This is a genomic window from Micromonospora maris AB-18-032, assembly GCF_000204155.1.
GTDB lineage: Bacteria > Actinomycetota > Actinomycetes > Mycobacteriales > Micromonosporaceae > Micromonospora > Micromonospora gifhornensis.
Map to the genome: position 1 here is coordinate 5870398 of NC_015434.1, position 18486 is coordinate 5888883.

General features: G+C 71.8%; 15 protein-coding genes. 9 read left to right on the forward strand and 6 right to left on the reverse strand.

Features of this window, described 5'->3' with window-relative positions:
- Positions 1-26: 26 nt before the first annotated feature.
- Genes VAB18032_RS25920 through VAB18032_RS25940 form a run of 5 tightly spaced genes read left to right on the forward strand, consistent with a single transcriptional unit; the run spans position 27 to position 7661 of the window.
- Positions 27-2237, forward strand: a complete 2211-nt coding sequence (locus tag VAB18032_RS25920) for a molybdopterin oxidoreductase family protein (RefSeq protein ID WP_050814655.1) — start codon at positions 27-29, stop codon at positions 2235-2237.
- Entirely contained in the window at positions 2234-3709 is a 1476-nt protein-coding gene (locus VAB18032_RS25925) for an FAD-dependent oxidoreductase (RefSeq protein WP_013735901.1), read from the forward strand. Before VAB18032_RS25920 ends, VAB18032_RS25925 begins: the two co-directional genes overlap by 4 nt.
- Positions 3706-6228 carry a nitrite reductase large subunit NirB gene (gene nirB / locus VAB18032_RS25930; protein ID WP_013735902.1) on the forward strand — a complete coding sequence of 841 codons (2523 nt, stop codon included), beginning with the start codon at positions 3706-3708 and terminating at the stop codon, positions 6226-6228. The genes VAB18032_RS25925 and nirB overlap by 4 nt, the downstream gene beginning before the upstream one ends.
- Positions 6225-6572 (forward strand): nitrite reductase small subunit NirD, encoded by a 348-nt coding sequence (gene nirD / locus VAB18032_RS25935; RefSeq protein ID WP_013735903.1) that lies wholly within the window; start codon positions 6225-6227, stop codon positions 6570-6572. The genes nirB and nirD overlap by 4 nt, the downstream gene beginning before the upstream one ends.
- Complete coding sequence (locus tag VAB18032_RS25940) at positions 6573-7661, forward strand: uroporphyrinogen-III synthase (protein ID WP_013735904.1); 1089 nt, start codon at positions 6573-6575, stop codon at positions 7659-7661. It begins immediately after the preceding gene.
- 98 nt (positions 7662-7759) lie between these two features.
- Here VAB18032_RS25940 and VAB18032_RS25945 read toward each other — a convergent pair whose 3' ends face one another.
- The 4 genes from VAB18032_RS25945 to VAB18032_RS25960 are packed head-to-tail and all read right to left on the reverse strand — an operon-like array spanning position 7760 to position 12361.
- Positions 7760-8383 (reverse strand): GTP-binding protein, encoded by a 624-nt coding sequence (locus VAB18032_RS25945; protein ID WP_013735905.1) that lies wholly within the window; start codon positions 8381-8383, stop codon positions 7760-7762.
- Complete coding sequence (locus tag VAB18032_RS25950) at positions 8364-8726, reverse strand: DUF742 domain-containing protein (RefSeq protein WP_013735906.1); 363 nt, start codon at positions 8724-8726, stop codon at positions 8364-8366. Before VAB18032_RS25950 ends, VAB18032_RS25945 begins: the two co-directional genes overlap by 20 nt.
- A 42-nt stretch (positions 8727-8768) precedes the next feature.
- Entirely contained in the window at positions 8769-9176 is a 408-nt protein-coding gene (locus tag VAB18032_RS25955; RefSeq protein WP_007465177.1) for a roadblock/LC7 domain-containing protein, read from the reverse strand.
- Positions 9173-12361 (reverse strand): sensor histidine kinase, encoded by a 3189-nt coding sequence (locus VAB18032_RS25960; RefSeq protein ID WP_013735907.1) that lies wholly within the window; start codon positions 12359-12361, stop codon positions 9173-9175. The genes VAB18032_RS25955 and VAB18032_RS25960 overlap by 4 nt, the downstream gene beginning before the upstream one ends.
- 448 nt (positions 12362-12809) lie before the next feature.
- Here VAB18032_RS25960 and VAB18032_RS25965 point away from each other — a divergent pair, with 448 nt between their 5' ends.
- Complete coding sequence (locus tag VAB18032_RS25965; protein ID WP_043721942.1) at positions 12810-13991, forward strand: ABC transporter substrate-binding protein; 1182 nt, start codon at positions 12810-12812, stop codon at positions 13989-13991.
- A 109-nt stretch (positions 13992-14100) separates the two neighbouring features.
- Here the strand turns inward: VAB18032_RS25965 and VAB18032_RS25970 are convergent, their stop codons facing one another.
- Both VAB18032_RS25970 and VAB18032_RS25975 read right to left on the reverse strand, forming a co-directional pair.
- Complete coding sequence (locus VAB18032_RS25970) at positions 14101-14958, reverse strand: ABC transporter permease (RefSeq protein ID WP_013735909.1); 858 nt, start codon at positions 14956-14958, stop codon at positions 14101-14103.
- 91 nt (positions 14959-15049) lie between these two features.
- A complete protein-coding gene (locus VAB18032_RS25975; RefSeq protein WP_013735910.1) occupies positions 15050-16081 on the reverse strand; it encodes an ABC transporter substrate-binding protein in 1032 nt (343 codons plus the stop codon).
- Between the two features lie 268 nt (positions 16082-16349).
- On the opposite strand from VAB18032_RS25975, the gene VAB18032_RS25980 reads away from it, so the two are divergent.
- The 3 genes from VAB18032_RS25980 to VAB18032_RS25990 are packed head-to-tail and all read left to right on the forward strand — an operon-like array spanning position 16350 to position 18414.
- A complete protein-coding gene (locus VAB18032_RS25980) occupies positions 16350-17135 on the forward strand; it encodes an ABC transporter ATP-binding protein (RefSeq protein ID WP_013735911.1) in 786 nt (261 codons plus the stop codon).
- Between the two features lie 2 nt (positions 17136-17137).
- On the forward strand, positions 17138-18088 hold the full coding sequence (locus VAB18032_RS25985) for an LLM class F420-dependent oxidoreductase (RefSeq protein WP_013735912.1): 951 nt from the start codon (positions 17138-17140) through the stop codon (positions 18086-18088).
- Entirely contained in the window at positions 18085-18414 is a 330-nt protein-coding gene (locus VAB18032_RS25990; RefSeq protein WP_013735913.1) for a cupin domain-containing protein, read from the forward strand. Before VAB18032_RS25985 ends, VAB18032_RS25990 begins: the two co-directional genes overlap by 4 nt.
- Positions 18415-18486 lie beyond the last annotated feature (72 nt).

The following is an 18486-nucleotide window of genomic DNA, read 5'->3' on the forward strand; positions in this document are numbered from 1 at the left end:
ACTGGGCGGCGGCACGCTTTGCCGACATGACAGACGGTGCACGGTCGGCGACTGCATCGGGGCACCCGCCCCGGGAGGTGGCGACGCACTGCCCGTACTGCGCCCTTCAGTGCGGGATGACGCTGCGTGATCAGGACGGCCGGGTGTCCGTACTCCCCCGGCAGTTCCCCACCAACCGCGGCGGCCTGTGCCAGAAGGGCTGGACCTCGGCCGAGCTGCTGACCCACCCGGACCGGCTGACCACCCCGCTGCTGCGCGACCCGGCCAGCGGCGAACTCCGCCCGGCCAGCTGGGAGGCCGCGCTGGACCGCATCGCCACCGGCATCGGCGAGGTGCAGCGACGGCACGGCCGCGACGCGGTCGCCGTCTTCGGTGGCGGCGGGCTCACCAACGAGAAGGCGTACGCGCTGGGCAAGTTCGCCCGCGTCACGCTGGGCACCCGCAACATCGACTACAACGGACGGTTCTGCATGTCGTCGGCCGCGGCCGCCGGGATGCGCGCCTTCGGTGTCGACCGTGGACTGCCGTTCCCGCTGTCCGACCTCGGGCACGCCGACACCCTGCTGCTGGTCGGCGCGAACCCGGCGGAGACCATGCCTCCGCTGGTGCGCTGGCTCACCGAGCTGCGGCAGCGCGGCGGCACGCTGATCGTGGTCGACCCCCGGGTCACCGCCACCGCGCGGCAGGCCGACCTGCACCTGCAACCGCTGCCCGGCACCGACCTGGCGGTGGCCAACGCGCTGCTGCACCTCGCCCTGACCGAGGGCTACGTCGACGACGACTACGTGGCCACCCGTACCACCGGCTTCACCGACGTCCGGCGCACGGTGGCGGGTTGGTGGCCGGCGCGGGCCGAGGCGCTCTCCGGCGTGCCGGTGGCCGACCTGGAGGCGACCGCCCGCGCCCTCGGCACCGCCGAACGGGCGATCATCCTCACCGCGCGGGGCGCGGAACAGCACGCCAAGGGCGTCGACACGGTCACCGCCTTCGTCAACCTCGCCCTGGCGCTCGGCCTGCCCGGCCGCCCCGGCTCCGGGTACGGCTGCCTGACCGGTCAGGGCAACGGGCAGGGTGGCCGCGAGCACGGGCAGAAGGCCGACCAGCTGCCCGGTTACCGCCGGATCGACGACCCGGCGGCCCGCGCCCACGTCGCACAGGTGTGGGGGGTGTCCGCCGACGACCTGCCCGGCCCCGGCGTGCCCGCGTACCAGTTACTGGATTCGCTGGGCACTTCGGACGGTCCCCGCGCGCTGCTGGTCTTCGGCTCCAACCCGGTGGTCTCCGCCCCTCGGGCGGCGAGGATCGAGAGCCGGCTGCGTGAGCTGGACCTGCTCGTTGTCACCGACCTCCTGCTCTCCGAGACGGCGGCGCTTGCCGACGTGGTGCTGCCCACCGCCCAGTGGGCCGAGGAGGACGGCACCATGACCAACCTGGAGGGTCGGGTGCTGCGCCGCCGCGCGCTGCGCCCGCCCCCACCCGGCGTCCGCACCGACCTCGCCATCCTCGCCACCCTCACCACCCGGTTGAAAGGAAGGGCACCTTCTTATCGCCTCGTGCATAGCAAGGGCCCCCTGTTAACAGCCGACAGCGCCGCAGACAGCGCCGCCGAAGCGGCCGTCGACGGTGAGCGCGAGGCGCTGGCCGCCGACCCGCGTACCGTCTTCGCGGAGTTGCGGCGGGCCTCGGCCGGCGGGATCGCCGACTACGCCGGGATCGACTGGGACCGGATCGACGCCGCCGACGGCGTGTTCTGGCCGTGCCCGAGCGAGGACGGGCCGGACTCGCCGCGCCTGTTCGCCGACGGCTTCCCCACCCCCGACGGGCGGGCCCGGTTCCATCCGGTGGAGCACCGGCCGGCGGCCGAGGAGGTCTGCGCGGAGTACCCGCTGCACTTCACCACCGGCCGGGTGCTCGCCCAGTACCAGTCCGGCACCCAGACCCGTCGGGTGGCCGCGCTACGCCAGGCCGCCCCCGACGCCTTCGTGGAGCTGCATCCCGACCTCGCCGGGCGGCTCGGGGTGGCCGACGGCGAACCGGTGCGGGTGCTCTCCCGGCGGGGCGAGTTCCGGGCACCGGCCCGGCTCAGCTCGGCGATCCGGCCGGACACCGTCTTCGCGCCGTTCCACTGGGGTGGTGCCGCCCGGGCCAACTCCGTCACCAACGACGCCGTCGACCCGATCTCCGGCATGCCCGAATTCAAGATCTGCGCGGTCCGGGTGGAACGGGTGGCGTCATGAGTGAGCGGCAGCGGACGGACCGTCAGCCCGACGCGATGAGCGGCGAGCGGGTGGTGGTGGTCGGCAACGGGATGGCCGGCGCCCGTCTCGCCGCCGAGTTGCACGCCCGGGGTCAGGACAAGGTCACCGTGGTCGGGGCGGAGCCGCACCGGGCGTACAACCGGATCATGCTGTCCACACTGCTCGCCGGCAAGATCGGCGAGCCGGACGTGGAGTTGACGGAGGCCACCGGTCGCGGCGTCGACCTGCGCACCGGAGTCGCGGTACGGACCATCGACCGTGCCGCCCGGGAGGTACGCACCGACGACGGCGACCGGATCGGCTACGACCACCTGGTGCTCGCCACCGGCGCGCGGGCGGTGGTGCCGGCGCTGCCCGGCCTCGACCCGACGTCGCCGCCGGATCGGGTGGTCGCGTTCCGGACCCTGGCCGACTGCCGGCGCATCCTCGCCCTGGCCGGCGGCGCGCGCCGCGCCCTGGTGCTCGGCGGTGGGCTGCTCGGCCTGGAGGCCGCCCGTGGGCTGGCCGCGCGAGGGCTGGACGTCGCGGTGGTGCACCGGGTGCCGTACCTGATGGAACGCCAACTCGACGCCATGGCCGGCGAGATCCTGGCCGGCACCCTCGCCGAACTCGGCGTGACCACTCATCTGGCCGTCACCCCGACCGGCCTGACGGCCGACGCCTGCGGGGTCCGGCTGAGCCTGTCCGACGGCCGTACGCTCGACGCCGACCTGCTGGTCCTCGCCTGCGGGGTACGCCCCGACACCGCGCTCGCCGAGGCGGCCGGCCTGACGGTGGACCGGGGTGTGCTGGTCGACGACCGGCTGCGCACCAGCGACCCACGGATCTCCGCGATCGGCGACTGCGCGCAGCACGGCACGGCCCCGACCGGCCTGGTCGCACCGGCCTGGGCGCAGGCCCGGGTGGTGGCCCAGCTGCTGACCGGGCAGGACCCGCAGGCCCGCTACCATCCCCGGCCGGTGGTCACCCGACTCAAGGCGGCCGGCATCGACCTCGCGGCGATGGGTGACCCGACGAGCGGCCCCGGCGAGGAGTTGACCTTCGCCGATCCGGCCCGCGGCACGTACGCCCGGCTGCGAATCCACGACGAGCGGTTGGCCGCCGCGATCCTGCTCGGCGACAACCCGTCGGTGGGCACGGTCATCCAGTTGTTCGACCGGGGTCAACCGGTACCCGCCGACCGGCGGGCACTGCTGCTCGGCCGGGCCGTGGGCGGGGCCGTCGCGGCACCCGCCGCTTCCCCGGCGTTGATGCCCGACACGGCCACCGTGTGCCAGTGCAACACGGTCAGCAAGGGCGCGCTGGTGACCTGCTGGCGGGGCGGGGCGCGCACGTTCGACGAGGTCGTCGCCGGGACCAGGGCCGGTACCGGCTGCGGCAGCTGCCGGGACGCGGTCGCCGGCATCGTCGACTGGTTGTCCAGAGCGGATCCGGTGGAGGTGGGACGATGACCGGCGGCAACGTGGTCGTGATCGGCAACGGCATGGTCGGGCAGCGGTTCGTGGACGCGCTGCGTTCGCGGGACCCGCAGGGCCGCTGGCGGGTCACCGTGCTCGCCGAGGAGCCCCGACCGGCGTACGACCGGGTGCGGCTCTCGGCGTACTTCGACGGCGTCTCGGCCGACGACCTGAACCTGCACACCGCGTACGACGGGGTGCGGCTGCGCCTCGGTGAGGCGGCCCTCGGGGTGGACCGGGCACGTCGGGTGGTGACCACGGCCGACGGCGAGTACCCGTACGACATGCTGGTCTTCGCCACCGGTTCGTCGGCGTTCGTGCCCCCGGTCGACGGCGTCGGCCTGCCCGGGGTCTTCGTCTACCGGACGCTTGACGACCTGGCGGCGATCGAGGAGCACGCCCGAGGCCGACGGACCGGCGCGGTGATCGGGGGCGGTCTGCTCGGTCTGGAGGCGGCCAACGCCCTGCGCCTGCTCGGCCTGTCCACGAGCGTGGTGGAGTTCGCGCCCCGGCTGATGCCGGCTCAGATCGACACCGCCGGGGGTGCCCTGCTGCGTCGTTACGTGGAGGAGTTGGGGGTGGGCTGCCACCTCGGGGTGGCCACCACCGCGTTACGGCCCGGCCCGGACGGTACGGTCGCCGCCCTGGAGTTGGCCGACGGCACGCTGCTCGACGCCGACCTGGTGGTGGTGGCCGCCGGCATCCGCCCCCGCGACGAGCTGGCCCGCGCGGCCGGACTCGACATCGGCCCACGCGGCGGGCTGCTGGTGGACGACGCCTGCCGCACCCGCGACGAGCGGATCTACGCGATCGGCGAGTGCGCGGCGGTCGAAGGCACCTGCTACGGGCTGGTCGCGCCCGGGTACGCGATGGCCGAGGTGGTGGCCGACCGGCTGGTCGGCGGTGCTGCCACCTTCCCCGGCGCGGACACCGCCACCAAGCTCAAGCTGCTCGGCGTCGACGTGGCCTCGTTCGGTGACGCGCACGGCACTACGCCGGGCTGCCTGGACGTGACGTACACCGATCCGGCCACCCGGGTCTACGCCAAGCTGGTTCTCTCCGACGACGCGACGACGCTGCTCGGCGGGGTGCTGGTGGGTGACGCCGGCGCGTACCCGACCCTGCGGGCGAGTGTGGGTGGGCCGCTGCCGGCGCCCCCTCTGGCGTTGCTCGCCCCGGCCGGCGCCGAGGGCGCGACGGTGGGGGCGCTGCCGGCGTCCGCGCAGGTCTGTTCCTGCAACGCGGTGACCCGCGCGGACATCGACGCGGCAATCGCGGACGGTTGCGCGGACGTGGCCGCCCTGAAGGCGTGCACCCGGGCCGGCACCAGCTGCGGTTCCTGCGTGCCGATGCTCAAGCAACTGCTCGACGCGGCCGGGGTCGTCCAGTCCCGGGCGCTGTGCGAGCACTTCGACCTCAGCCGGCAGGAGCTGTTCGACATCGTCCGGGTACGCGGCATCCGGACCTTCTCCCGGTTGATCGCCGAGCACGGGCAGGGCCGGGGTTGCGACATCTGCAAGCCGGTCGTCGCCTCGATCCTCGCCTCGCTCGGCAACGGGCACATCCTCGACGGCGAGCAGGCCGCGTTGCAGGACACCAACGACCACTTCCTGGCGAACCTGCAACGCGACGGCAGCTACTCGGTGGTGCCCCGGATCCCCGGCGGTGAGATCACCCCGGAGAAGCTCATCGTCATCGGCGAGGTGGCCCGGGACTTCCAGCTCTACACGAAGATCACCGGTGGCCAGCGGATCGACCTGTTCGGGGCCCGGGTGGAGCAGTTGCCGCAGATCTGGCGTCGGCTGGTCGACGCCGGGTTCGAGTCCGGTCACGCGTACGGCAAGGCGCTGCGGACGGTGAAGTCCTGTGTCGGCTCGACCTGGTGCCGGTACGGCGTGCAGGACTCGGTCGGCCTCGCCGTCGCGCTCGAACTGCGCTACCGGGGACTGCGCGCCCCACACAAGATCAAGTCGGCGGTCTCCGGTTGTGCCCGGGAGTGCGCCGAGGCGCGCAGCAAGGATTTCGGCATCATCGCCACCGAGACCGGCTGGAACCTCTACCTCGGCGGCAACGGTGGCTTCCGGCCCCGGCACGCCGACCTGTTCGCCACGGATCTGTCCACGGAAGCACTGATCCAGCTCATCGACAGATTCCTGATGTACTACATCCGCACCGCCGACCGGTTGCAACGCACCGCCGCCTGGATCGAAGCCATGGACGGCGGCCTCGACCACCTGCGAGCAGTCATCGTGGACGACTCGCTCGGCCTCTGCGCCGACCTCGACGCCGCGATGGCCCGGCACGTCACGTCCTACTCCGACGAATGGCGTGACGTGCTCGACGACCCGGACCGGTTACGCCGGTTCACCTCCTTCGTCAACGCGCCGGACGTACCCGACCCGTCGATCACCTTCGTCACCGAACGCGGGCAACCCGTACCCGCCGGCGGCAGACCTGCCACATCGGAGGGCCGGCAACCGGTCACCCTCGGGCTGCCGGAGGTGCGGCGATGAACACCGTGACGACCGTGCGCTGGCACACCGTCTGCCCGCTGAGCCGACTGGACCTGGACCGGGGCGTCGCCGCCCTGATCGACGGCGTCCAGGTCGCGCTCTTCCGGACCGCCGACGGGTTGTACGCGATCGAGAACCGGGACCCGGTCACCGGCGCGTACGTGCTGTCCCGGGGCATCGTGGGCAGCCGCCGCGGCGTGCCCACGGTCGCCTCGCCGCTGCACAAGCAGGTGTACGACCTGCGTACGGGGGACTGTCTCGACCTGCCAGGTGTCTGTGTTGCCCGGCACGAGATCCGTTGCCGGGACGGCATGGTCGAGGTGCGGCTGCGACAGGAGGAGTGAATGCGCGAGGAACTGGCCGGCTTCACCATCGGGGTGACCGCCGACCGGCGGCGAGACGAACTCGCCGCGCTGCTCCAGCGGCGCGGCGCGCGGGTGGTGCTCGCGCCCGCGCTGCGGATCGTGCCGCTCGCGGACGACAGCGCGCTGCGCGAGGCCACCCGGGCCTGCCTGGACCGGCCACCGGACGTGCTGATGGCCAACACCGGAATCGGCATGCGCGGGTGGCTGGAGGCCGCCGAAGGCTGGGGGGTCGCCGAGCCGCTGCGCTCGGTGCTCAGCGACGCGTACGTGGTGGCCCGGGGCCCGAAGGCACGTGGCGCGATCCGCGCGGCCGGCCTGTACGACCAGTGGTCTCCGGAATCGGAGAGCTGTGACGAGGTCGTCGAGCACCTGCGCCAGCGGGGGGTGGCCGGGCAGGTGATCGCCATGCAGTTGCACGGCGATCGGCAGCCCGAGTGCACCCGTGCCCTGGAGGAGGCCGGGGCGACCGTCATCGAGATCCCGGTCTACCGCTGGGCGCCACCTACCGATCCGGCGCCCCTGCACCGGCTGGTCGACCTGGTGGCCGGCCGGCTGGTGGACGCGGTCACCTTCACCTCGGCGCCGGCGGCGGAGGCGCTGCTCCGCGCTGCGGGCGACCGGACGGAGGCGGTCCTGGCCGCGTTGCGCAGCGACGTGCTGGCCAGTTGTGTCGGCCCGGTGACCGCCGAGCCGTTGGTCCGCCGGGGCGTGCCGGTGAGCGCGCCGAGCCGGGCCCGGTTGGGTGCGCTGGTGCGCACCATCGTCGACGAACTGCCCCGCCGTACGGTCACCATCAAGGTCGCCGGACATCTGCTCACGCTGCGCGGGCACGCCGCCGTGATCGACGGGGAGCTGCGTCCGTTGGCGCCGGCGCCGATGGCGGTGCTGCGGGCACTGGCCCAGTCTCCGGGTCGGGTGCTGTCGCGTACCGCCCTGCTGCGGACGCTGCCGCGCGGTGCCGACGAGCACGCCGTGGAGATGGCGGTGGCCCGGCTACGCGCCGGTCTGAAGGCTCCCCGGGTGGTGCAGACGGTCGTCAAGCGCGGCTACCGCCTCCGCGTCGACTGACCTGCACAGGGCCCGCGGGGCCCGTACGGACGGACGACGGGCACCCGTCTCGCCGCACCGGGTGGGCCCGGGGCAGCGGGACGAGTGCCCGCACGAGGTCAGCCGACCGGGGTCGGGAAACCCCTGTCGTGTTCAGCTTGCAGCCGCGCCATGGCGTGCTCGACGACTGTCACCATCACCTGCTTGACCGACTCACGCCGCCGGGCGTCGGTCATCACCAGCGGTACGTCCGGCGAGATGGCCAGCGCCTCGCGTACCTCGTCCAGCTCGTACTGCGGCGCGCCGTCGAACCGGTTCAGCGCGACCACGTACGGCAGCCTGCGGTTCTCGAAGTAGTCCAGGGGCGCGAAGGCGTCGGTGATCCGGCGGGTGTCCACCAGCACGGCGGCGCCCACCGCACCACGGATGATCTCGTCCCACATGAACCAGAACCGGGTCTGCCCAGGTGTGCCGAAGAGGTACAGGATCAGATCCTGCGCCATGGTGATCCGGCCGAAGTCCATGGCGACCGTGGTGGTCTCCTTGCCCGGCACCTTTGACGAGTCGTCGATCCCGACGCCCGCCGCGGTCATCACCGCCTCGGTGGTCAGCGGTGTGATCTCCGAGATCGCACCGACCAACGTGGTCTTGCCGACACCGAAGCCACCCGCGACGACGATCTTCGCGGAGATGATTCCCCGGCTCTGGCGGGCCCCGGCGGGGTCATAGCTCGCGAAGTCCACTCAGCACCCTTCCCAGCATTTCCATCCGCTCCTCAAAACCTGTGGCGGGAGCGGCCGTCTGTAGCGTCAACAGGCCGTCGGCCACCATGTCGGCGACCAGCACCCGGGCGACACCCAGCGGTAGCCGGGTGTACGCGGCGATCTCCGCCAGGGACTCGGGGCGGCCCTCGCAGACCATGGCGATGCGATGCTTGTCGTGCCCGGCAAACCGCGACTCGGCGATCTGGGTGGGGCTGGCGATCAGCACCGCCTCCAGGGCGATGTCCTGGAGCGGTTCGGTGCGGCCCCTGGTGACCGCGTACGGTCGCACCAGAGCACCCCGCGGGTCACGTCGCGGATCCATCCGCAATCACCTCCTCTCCCGTCCGCCGTCGCACCGTGCGCGCTATGACCGCACCGCGTCCCGGGGCAACGGCACCAGCGCCGCGCCGACGCGCTCGACCAACAACGCCATCTCGTAACCCACCTGGCCGACGTCGCAGCTGCGTGCCGCGAGCACCGCCATCGACGAGCCGTCGCTGATCGACATCAGGAACAGGTAGCCGCTGTCCATCTCGATGACGGTCTGCAACACCCCGCCGGCGCTGAACATCCGCGCGGCGCCCTCGGTCAGGCTGACCACACCGGAGGTGATGGCGGCGAGCTGATCAGCCCGGTCACCCGGCAGATCGCGGGAGGAGGCGAGCAGCAGCCCGTCCGCGGACACCGCCACCACGTGGGCGATACCCGCCACGCTGTCGGCGAAGTTGGTCAGTAGCCAACCCATGTCCTGCATGGCCGCGGGCCTGTTCATCGGCTCGTCTCCTTGGTCGAGGTGCTGTTCTGAGTCGCGCCGGCCGTTCGGCCGCGCTGGACGCCGCGGTGGTAGGCCGACAGCAGACCGCGTACTTCGTCCGGCGTACGCCGACTGTGTTCCCGTCCGGTCCGGGGCTCGATCCCGCCGGGAACGAGTTGCGCCTGCGGCACCCGCTTCGGCAGGCCGGACCGGGTCGTACCGGCCGGGGTGGGCTCGGCGGCCTGGCTGGCGCGCGTCCAGCCCTCGTCTGCCGCGGTCCGCCAGGCGTCGTCGCCGGCAGCGGCGGACGGGGCGGCAGCCGGCGTCGGTGGCGCGGCCGGCGGGGGCGCCGCAGGCGGGGTACCGGTCGACGCGGCGGACGAGGTCGGGTACGACGGTGGCGACAGGGAGGCGTCGCCGGCAGCCGCACCCGGCGTACGGGTGGGCAGCGGCGTACGCCCCTTGGTCGGCTCGACGGCCGGTGCCGACGGGCTGGTGGCCGGCGGGCCGGCGGCCGCGGTCGCGGGTGGCTCGTCGAACTGCGGCCGGCTGAAGATGGCCGTCACGTCGTTGCCGTGCGACCGGAACCAGACCGCCTCCATCTCGCGGAAGATCGGCGCCTCGGCCTGCGGCTCCGGCGGCGCGGTGATCGGTGCGCTGGCGACCGGAGCAGTCGCGGCCAGGCTGGCGCCCAACCCACCGAACATCGGGGTGTCCTGGCCGCCGCCCGACCCCTGGCCCGCCGTCGGCGCGAACCCGCTCGGCGCCGCCGCCGGCGTGAAGCCGTTCGGAGCCGCAGTCGGCGTGAAGCCGTTCGGGGCGGCAGTCGGCGTGAAGCCGTTCGGGGCGGCGGGCGCGAACCCGTTCGCGGTGCTGACCGGAGCACCGGCGACCGGGCCGGCCGGCAGCACGGGTGCGGCCGGCTGCGGCTCGCCCGGGGCGTTCGCCGTCCGGTAGGACAGCGGGTCGATGGTCGGCGAAGCGACGGTGGGCGTACCGGCGTTGAACCCGCCGGCGTACGCCGGTGGGGACGTGTGCGCCGGTGGTGTGTGCTGCGGTGTCGGGTCGGCGGCGGGCCACGGCGTGGCAGCCGGTGCGCTGCGCCACCTGTCGCTGAGGGTGGCGGTGGTGCTGCGTCCCGCTCCGGCGAGCGGTTCACCGGCACCGGCCGGCGACTGCTCGACCGCGAGCGGCTGGCGCGGGCGGGTGATCGCCTGGTCGCGGCCCCGAAGGCTCGGCAGGATCACCGTGGCGGCCGGTAGCGTGATCTGGGCGACGGTGCCACCCTCGACGTTGCGGCGCAGCTCGACCCGGATGCCGTAGCGGGCCGCGAGCCGGCTGACCACGGCCAGACCCATCAGCCGGAACGCCGCGACGTCCACGGTGGAAGGGGCGGCGAGTCGCTTGTTCAGCGAGTCCAGTTGCTCGTCGGTCAGGCCGAGACCACGGTCCTCGATCTGGATGAGCACGTAGTCGCGGATCCGCCGGCCGTCGGCCACCACCGTGGTGTTCGGCGGCGAGAAGCGGGTGGCGTTGTCGAGCAGTTCTGCCACCAGCCGGACGACGTCGTTGACCGCGTGTGCGGCCACCGACACGTCGGTGTCGACAGTCCCGAACTCGATCCGGTTGTAGAGCTCCACCTCGGACTGTGCGGCCCGCAGCACGTCGACGAGCAACGCGTCGTCACGGCGCGGCACGGCGGAGTCGGCCCCGGCCAGCACCAGCAGGTTCTCGTCGTTGCGGCGCATTCGGGTGGCGAGGTGGTCGAGCTCGAAGAGCTGGGCGAGCCGCTTCGGGTCCTCCTCGCCGCGCTCGATCGCGTCGAGTTCGCCGATCATCCGGTCGACAAGCGTCTGACTGCGACGGGCCAGGTTGAGGAACATCGCCGAGACGCTGCTCCGCAGGGCCGCCTGCTCGGCCGCGACCCGGACGGCCTCCCGGTGCACGACGTTGAACGCCGAGGCGACCTGGCCGACCTCGTCACGGTTGTTGAGCTGGATCGGGTCTCGTACCTCGCGGACGATCTCGTCGACGCTGCCGTCGCTGACGTTGCCCATCCCTTGCAGGCGGCGCACCGCCTCGGGCAGGTCGTGGTTGGCCACCGAGAGCGCACCCTCGCGGAGCCGACGCAGCGAGTGGTTGAGCGAGCGGGCCAGCACCACGGCCAGGGTCACCGCGATGACCAGGGTGAGCAACACAAGCGTGGTCTCGACGATCGCCTGCCGGATGACGTCCGACCGGGCCTGCTCGGTCTTGGCGAGGAGCCGGTTCTCCAGCTCGCCCTCGGCCCACCGCATCAGCTCGTGCACCGCGCCGATCGCTGCGGTGGCGTCCTGGGCGGAGACCGGCGAGCCCCGGCCGACCGAGCGGGTGATGTCGGTGGCGATCCGGTCGGCCAGCACCACGGCGTCACCGGAGACGGTGCTCTCGACAAGCGCACGCTGGGTCGGGTCGGCGGCCAACGAGAAGGACAGCAGCGCTTCCTGCTGGCCGGTCAGGGTGGCCACGAACGCGGAGAACTGCTCGGTGTCGAGCCGTCCGGTGGTCAGCGCGGTGAACGCGACGGCCTCTTCCTCGGCCACGGCCGCCTTGGCGCGAGCGAAGGCGGCGACCGCGCGCCGGTTGTCGGCCAGGCTCTCCTCGCCCGGCAACTGGGCCAGGCCGTCGCTGTAGCCGACCAGGTCGGCCAGGACGACGCCGTAGCGCAACGCGGCCTCGGCGACCTGCATCTGCTGGCGGTCGAGCACTTCCTGTCGGGTGCCGTCGAGGGTGTCCAGGTGCCGGTCGATGGCCGTCAGCCGGTCGCGGACCGCGGTGGGGACGTCGCCGATCCGGGCTCGCTCCGCGCGGTACGCATCGACCCGTTCCTGGGTCCGACGCACCCGCAGGTTGTACGCGTCGACCTGCTGCTGCGTCGAGGCCAGGTAGGCGGCAGCCGCCATCCGCTCGGCGTGCAGGTCGTTGGCCAAGGCGGAGATCTTCGTCGACAGGACGGTGAGCGAGCGAGCCTGGGAAGCCTCGTAGGCGCCTTCACCAACGGCGACCAGACGGACCGTGGCCAACGCGATGACCGCAGCCACCGGAACGACCAGGATCAGCGCCAGCTTGGACCGAATCCGGGCGTCGCGCAGCCGGGGCAGCCTGCGCCGTCCATTGTGCTCGGCATCGCCGCTGGCGGGCAGGGTCGTCGGTCCGGTGCTCACGACATCGCCTCCGTCGTATTCTCCGCGCCTGACCCGTCGACCCGTAGTTGGAACGACGGCCGGCGCCACGCGCGGCACGGCCGCGATTTCATCAGACGAGATCGGGTTTGGGAAGCCGCAGTGAGGCAGGAAACGGTTGGTGGACACGCATCCTGTTGTCCGCTCAACTAATACCTACATTTCCACAGTGCCCTTGATCAGGGCATGTCACTCCAGAGTGGTCATTCATGTCGCCAGCGTGAGCATACGAAAACATCTGGTTACGCCAACATGTGGGATTGACGTCCCGAAACGCTCCCCGGTGGCTCCGCTTGACCCCAGCGCCCGGCATTGGCAAGGTTTTGCAGGCTTCGCGCACACGGTACGGCAGACCTACCCAGAATATCCACTGAGGATCTGGCTGCCGCCGGTGACCGGGCCCCGCCCGCGCCGCATCAGGAGGACCGAGTTGACCCCCTTCCGCTCCGCGACCGCTTTGGCGGCCGCATCAGCCATGCTGGCCACCACCCTCACCGGCTGCCAGTTCGGCGGACAGGAGCAGGACACCTCGCCGATCGTCATCGCCGCCGACCTGGAACTGTCCGGGGCGGCCGCCGGCGTCGGCAAGGCGTACCGGCAGGCACTGGAGTTGAAAGTCCAACAGCTGAATGACTCCGGAGCCCTGAACGGCAGGACTGTCGAACTGTTGTTGAAGGACAACCGCTCCGACGCCAGTGAGTCACTGCGCAACATCGCCGACTTCGGCAACGATAAACGTGTCAGCGCCATCATCATGGGCGGATGCAACGAATGCGCGATCGGCGCGGCACGCACCATCAATGAGAAGCAGATCCCCACCGTCGCACTGGCCTCGGCCGGCGCAGTGGCCAATCCGGTCGCAGATCGACGCTACGTGTTCAAGTTGGCACCGAATGCTGCCGACAACGCCAGCGCTCTCACCGTCGAACTCGTCCGCCGGAGGGTCACCTCCGTCGGCCTGCTGCGCACTGACGACGCCTACGGCCGGGAGGGCGTCCAAGCCCTGCGCGGCGAGTTCCGCAAGGCCGGCATCCAACTGACCGCCGAGGCGTCGCTGCGTACCACCGACACCGAGGTGGACCGGCAGGCCGGCACGCTCGCCGCGGCCGAACCCGAGGCGTTGGTCATCTGGACCCCGCCGGAGCAGGCCATGCTCGCCGCCGGCGCGGTCAAGCAGGCCGGCTTCACCGGTCCGCTGTACTTCGACGCGTCCGCCGCGGGTGACCTCTTCCTCGGTGCGTCGGGCCGGGCCGCCGAGCGGGCGACGCTGGTCTTCACGCAGACGATGGTGATCGACGACGTCATCGCCACCACCCCCGCGAAGGCCGCCCGCCGCCAGTGGTTCCAGGACTACACCGCCCGCTTCGGCGGATACCACGGTTCGTCGTCGTTCGCGGCGGACGCCGTGCAGCTGATCGTCGACGCCGAACTGCGCGCGGGTGGCCCCCCGGCAACTGTCGACCGGGAGGGGCTGCGCGACGTGCTGGAGACCTCGCAGATGGACGGGCTGTCCGGGCCGATCCGGATGACGCCGGACAACCACTCCGGGCTGATGCCGCAGGCGCTGACCACCCTGGTCGCCCGGAACGGCCGCTGGCGGTTGGCCAGCTGAGGTCCGTCTTTGTGATCTCGGTGGGGTGTGCCCCGGCACAACCGGCTCCGGGCGGTCAGGCTTGATCCCTGCGCCGGTTGTGCTGGGGCCACACCTGCGTTCGTCCGGGTCAGCGGTTGGAGGTGGTTTCGCGGACCCAGGGCAGGCTGAAGCGCTCGATGAGCACCAGCGCGCCGTAGAACAGGATGCTGACCAGGGCGATCAGGATGATCGCGGCCCACGCCGTGGCGGTGTCGCCGACGCCGGCGTACTGCTGGATCACGTAGCCCAGGCCGCCCTCGCCGGCCTGGAACTCGCCGATCACCGCGCCGATCGCGGCCAGCGGCATGGCCACCTTGAGTCCGACGAAGATCTGCGGCAGGGCGGCCGGGAAGCGGATCTTCCGGAACGACTGCCAGCGGGAGGCGTTGTACGACCGGACCAGCTCGGCCAGTTCGGCCGGCGTGGTGGTCAGACCGGTCGCGGTGGACAGCACGATCGGGAAGAAGCAGAGCAGGAAGACCATCGTCAGGATCGGCTTCTGACCCCAACCGAGCGCCACCACCAGCAGCGGACCCAACGTGATCTTCGGCACCGCGTTGACGGCCACCAGCAGTGGGGTGAACATCCGCTCGACCGTCCGCGAGGCGGCCAACGCCAGGCCGATCAGCACTCCCGCCGCAGCGGAGAGCGCGAAGCCGACCAGGATCGCGCGAGTGGTGACGGCGGTGTGCTCCAGCAGTCGGTCCGGCCGCTCGAGGAACGCCGACAGCACGCTGCCCGGCGGCGGTAGGGCGGCCGGATGGATCAGCTCCAGCCGGGCGACCAGCCACCAGAGACCGAACGCGACAAGCAGACCAACGGCCGGCAGCAACGCCGCGACGGTGGCGAGCCGCAGGTCACCGGCGCGCACTCGTCGGCCGCGCGGTACGGCATGGAGCGGCTCGGGCACGCTCCCCGCCGTCTGGCGAGGGCGGACGTCGGTCATTGGATCCTCCTACGTTTTGTGGTTCGGTGCCGACGCGGGTACGCCGCACCGGTTGCCCGGTGCGGCGTACCCGCCATCGAGGTGTTCGGCCTCAGGCCTTGGGGGCGAGGTTGAAGTCGATGACCTGCTCGGGGGTCAGGTCGGACTTCAGTGCACCCGCGCCGCGCAGGATCGCGATGCTCTTGGCGACCCGGCCACTGTCCAGCGTGCCCAGTGCGGTACCGGAGTTGCTGGAGCGGACGTACCCCGCCATCAGCTGAAGCTCGGCGGCGGCCGCAACGGGGTTCACCGCCTCGGCGTTCTTGGCCAGGATGTCGGCCGCCTCCTGCGGGTTCGCCAGGGCGTACTCCAGGCCCTTGAGCAGCGCTGCGGTGAACCGCTTGACCGACTCCGGCTTGTCGGCGGCGTACTGCTTGGAGGTGATCAGCACGTTGCCGTAGAGGTCCTGCATCACGTTGCTGTACGGCAGCAGGACGGCCTTCTTCTTGGTCACCGCCTCGACGGTCGGCTGACCGACGACGAACTGGCCGATGCCGTCGACCGAGCTGGCGGCGAGCATGCCCATCAGGGTCTGCGCCTCACCGTTGACCCAGGTCACCTTCTCGTAGTCGATGCCGGCCATCCGCGCGTACGTCGGGAAGAGGTTGCGCACGACGGAGCCCGGGGTGTCGGCGAGCTTCTTGCCCTCAAGGTCCTTGGGGGTGTTGATCCCCGTGCCCTCGACGGTGGCGATGGCGGCCATGGTGCGCTGCTGGATCGCCGCGACCGCGATGAAGTCCTTGGCCTCGCCGTTGCCGAGCTGGAGCAGGCCACCGGTCAGGTCGATCGGGCCGAACTGCGCCTGGCCGCCGACGATCGTCTGGATCACGGCGTTGGTGCCCTGGCCGGGCTTGATGTCTACCTCGAAGCCGGCTTCCTTGAAGTAGCCCTTCTCCTTCGCCACCCACGCGTAGGAGTCGCGCCCGAAGTTGCCGAACGAGGTGAGGTAGGTCACCTGTTCCAGGGCCGCGCCTCCGCCGCTGTTGGTGTCGTCGGTGTCGTCCGAGCCGCTGCTGCACGCGGCGACGAGGGCGAGCGCGGTGGCCATGGTGGCCGCGGCGACCGTACGGGTCAGCCTTCTCATCAGTGCACCTTGTCCTTTCCAACCGGGGCGTCGGGCCGCCGGGAGGGAGTGTGTCGGGCGGCGCCGGCAGCCGGAAGGGGAGCCGACACCGCGCATCGAGGGGATTCTGCGCGGGCACAGCGTACGAGAGGTCCACCTTTGTGCCGCCAGGCGTATCGGGTTGCGGTACGGAAACAAAGTCATGTCCACCCCGGACGGTGCTTTTCGGGACGAGGCCGGTTAGCCTGTGGCGGATTCCTGATCATTCACTCAGCGGAGGCCCCCGGAGATGATCCGTCTGTCCGAGGTGTCCCGCACCTTCGACGGCCGCACCGGCCGGGTCGAAGCGCTGCGCGGCATCGACCTCGACGTGGGCGAGGGCGAGTTCGTCGCAGTCCTCGGCCGATCCGGGTGCGGCAAGTCCACTCTGCTGCGACTGATCGCCGGGCTGATCCCGGTCAGCTCCGGTGAGATCACTGTGGGCGGTACGCCGATCACCAAGCCGCGCCAGGACATCGCCATGCTGTTCCAGCGCCCGGCCCTGCTGCCGTGGCGGACCGTACTGGACAACGTCCTGCTGCCCGTGGAGATCTTCGGCTGGAAGCGGGCCGACCACCGCGAGCGGGCCCGGGAACTGCTCGACGTCGCCGGCCTGGCCGGCTTCGAGAAGCGGCTGCCGCACGAGCTCTCCGGTGGCATGCAGCAGCGGGTGTCGCTGTGCCGGTCGTTGATCGGCAACCCCCGGGTGATGTTGATGGACGAGCCCTTCTCCGCCCTCGACGCGCTGACCCGGGAGGAGCTGTCCGGGGAACTCCAGCGGGTGCACATGAGCAGCCGGGCCACCGTCGTCTTCGTCACTCACTCCATCGATGAAGCCGTCCTGCTCGCCGACCGGGTGGTGGTGCTCAGCCCGCGCCCGGGCCGGGTCCGCAAGATCGTTGACGTGAACATCCCCCGCCCGCGTACGCTCGGCCGCAACGCCCACCTGGCGGAGGTCGCCCAGGTCAGCGCCGACCTGCACGAGCTGCTGATGGAACGCGACCAGCCGGTGGCCGCCGGCCCCGAAAGGCGCTGAGGATGCGGGTCACCGTCTTCACCGAGCCGCACCGGGGCGCGAGCTACGACGACCAGCTCCGCTTCGCCCGGCTCGCCGAGGAAGGCGGGTTCGAGGGTTTCTTCCGCGCCGACCACTACCAGGCGATGGGCGACGAGCCGGCCCTGCCCGGCCCGACCGACGCCTGGCTGACGCTGGCCGCGCTCGCCCGGGAGACCAGCCGGATCCGGCTCGGCACCCTGGTCACCTCGGCCACCTTCCGGCTGCCCGGGCCGTTGGCCGTGATGGTGTCCCAGGTGGACCAGATGAGCGGCGGCCGGATCGAGCTGGGCATCGGCGCCGGCTGGTACGCCCGCGAGCACATCTCGTACGGCATTCCGTTCCCCTCGGTCACCGAACGTTTCGACCGGTTCGCCGAGCAGCTGGAAGTGATCAGCGGGCTGTGGGCCACCCCGTCGGGCGAGAGCTTCAGCTACGCCGGGAAGCACTACCAGCTCACCGACGCCCCCGCGCTGCCGAAGCCGGTGCAGACCCCGGGCCCGCCGATCATCGTCGGCGGGCGTGGTCCCCGGCGTACCCCCGAACTGGCCGCCCGGTACGCCGACGAGTTCAACGTTCCGTTCACCAGCCTTGAGCAGACCGCTGACGCGTACGAGCGGGCACGGCAGGCGAGCGAGCGGATCGGCCGCGCCGACAGCGGACGTGCCCCGCTGGTGCTCTCGGCGGGCATCGTGGTGGCGGTCGGGCGTACCGACGCGGAGGCCGCCCGGCGGGCCGCGCCCCTGCACGTCAAGAGCGCCCTGCCGCCCGAGGACGCGGTGATCGGCTCGCCGCAGCAACTGGTCGACCGGATCGGCGAGTTCGCCGCGATCGGCACCGAGCGGGTGCACCTGCGCCTGATCGACCTCACCGACCTCGACCACCTGGAGCTCATCGCCAGCGAGGTGCTCCCCCGACTGGAGGCGACCCGATGACCGGCAACTCCCCCGCCACCCCGGCGACCGACCAGGATCTCGTGCTCGGCCCGGTGGGCCAGGAGATCGTCCTGGAGAACGACCGGGTACGGGTCTGGCACATCCGACTCGAGCCGGGCGAGCAGCAGCCGCTGCACCGCCACGACCACCCCTACCTGGTGGTGGCCGTGCAGGGTGCGAAGAACGTGATCCAGACCGTCGACGGCGTACGGATCGACGCGGACGAGCCGACCGGTGGGGTGGTCTACCGCGACCCCGGCGCGGTGCACATGCTGACCAATGTCGGCGACACGACATACCTGGCCCGGCTGGTCGAACTCAAGTAGACCTACCGCAAGCAGGTCGGACGGCGTTCACGGCGCGCCGGTGGCGATCGGTGGCAACGGACCGTAACGTGC

Bases quoted from the DNA above. Each gene is read 5' to 3' on its own strand.
- VAB18032_RS25920 (WP_050814655.1), top strand. From the start codon at position 27: ATGACAGACGGTGCACGGTCGGCGACTGCATCGGGGCACCCGCCCCGG.
- VAB18032_RS25925 (WP_013735901.1), top strand. From the start codon at position 2,234: ATGAGTGAGCGGCAGCGGACGGACCGTCAGCCCGACGCGATGAGCGGC.
- nirB (WP_013735902.1), top strand. From the start codon at position 3,706: ATGACCGGCGGCAACGTGGTCGTGATCGGCAACGGCATGGTCGGGCAG.
- nirD (WP_013735903.1), top strand. From the start codon at position 6,225: ATGAACACCGTGACGACCGTGCGCTGGCACACCGTCTGCCCGCTGAGC.
- VAB18032_RS25940 (WP_013735904.1), top strand. From the start codon at position 6,573: ATGCGCGAGGAACTGGCCGGCTTCACCATCGGGGTGACCGCCGACCGG.
- VAB18032_RS25950 (WP_013735906.1), bottom strand. From the start codon at position 8,726: ATGGATCCGCGACGTGACCCGCGGGGTGCTCTGGTGCGACCGTACGCG.
- VAB18032_RS25955 (WP_007465177.1), bottom strand. From the start codon at position 9,176: ATGAACAGGCCCGCGGCCATGCAGGACATGGGTTGGCTACTGACCAAC.
- VAB18032_RS25970 (WP_013735909.1), bottom strand. From the start codon at position 14,958: ATGACCGACGTCCGCCCTCGCCAGACGGCGGGGAGCGTGCCCGAGCCG.
- VAB18032_RS25975 (WP_013735910.1), bottom strand. From the start codon at position 16,081: ATGAGAAGGCTGACCCGTACGGTCGCCGCGGCCACCATGGCCACCGCG.
- VAB18032_RS25980 (WP_013735911.1), top strand. From the start codon at position 16,350: ATGATCCGTCTGTCCGAGGTGTCCCGCACCTTCGACGGCCGCACCGGC.
- VAB18032_RS25985 (WP_013735912.1), top strand. From the start codon at position 17,138: ATGCGGGTCACCGTCTTCACCGAGCCGCACCGGGGCGCGAGCTACGAC.
- VAB18032_RS25990 (WP_013735913.1), top strand. From the start codon at position 18,085: ATGACCGGCAACTCCCCCGCCACCCCGGCGACCGACCAGGATCTCGTG.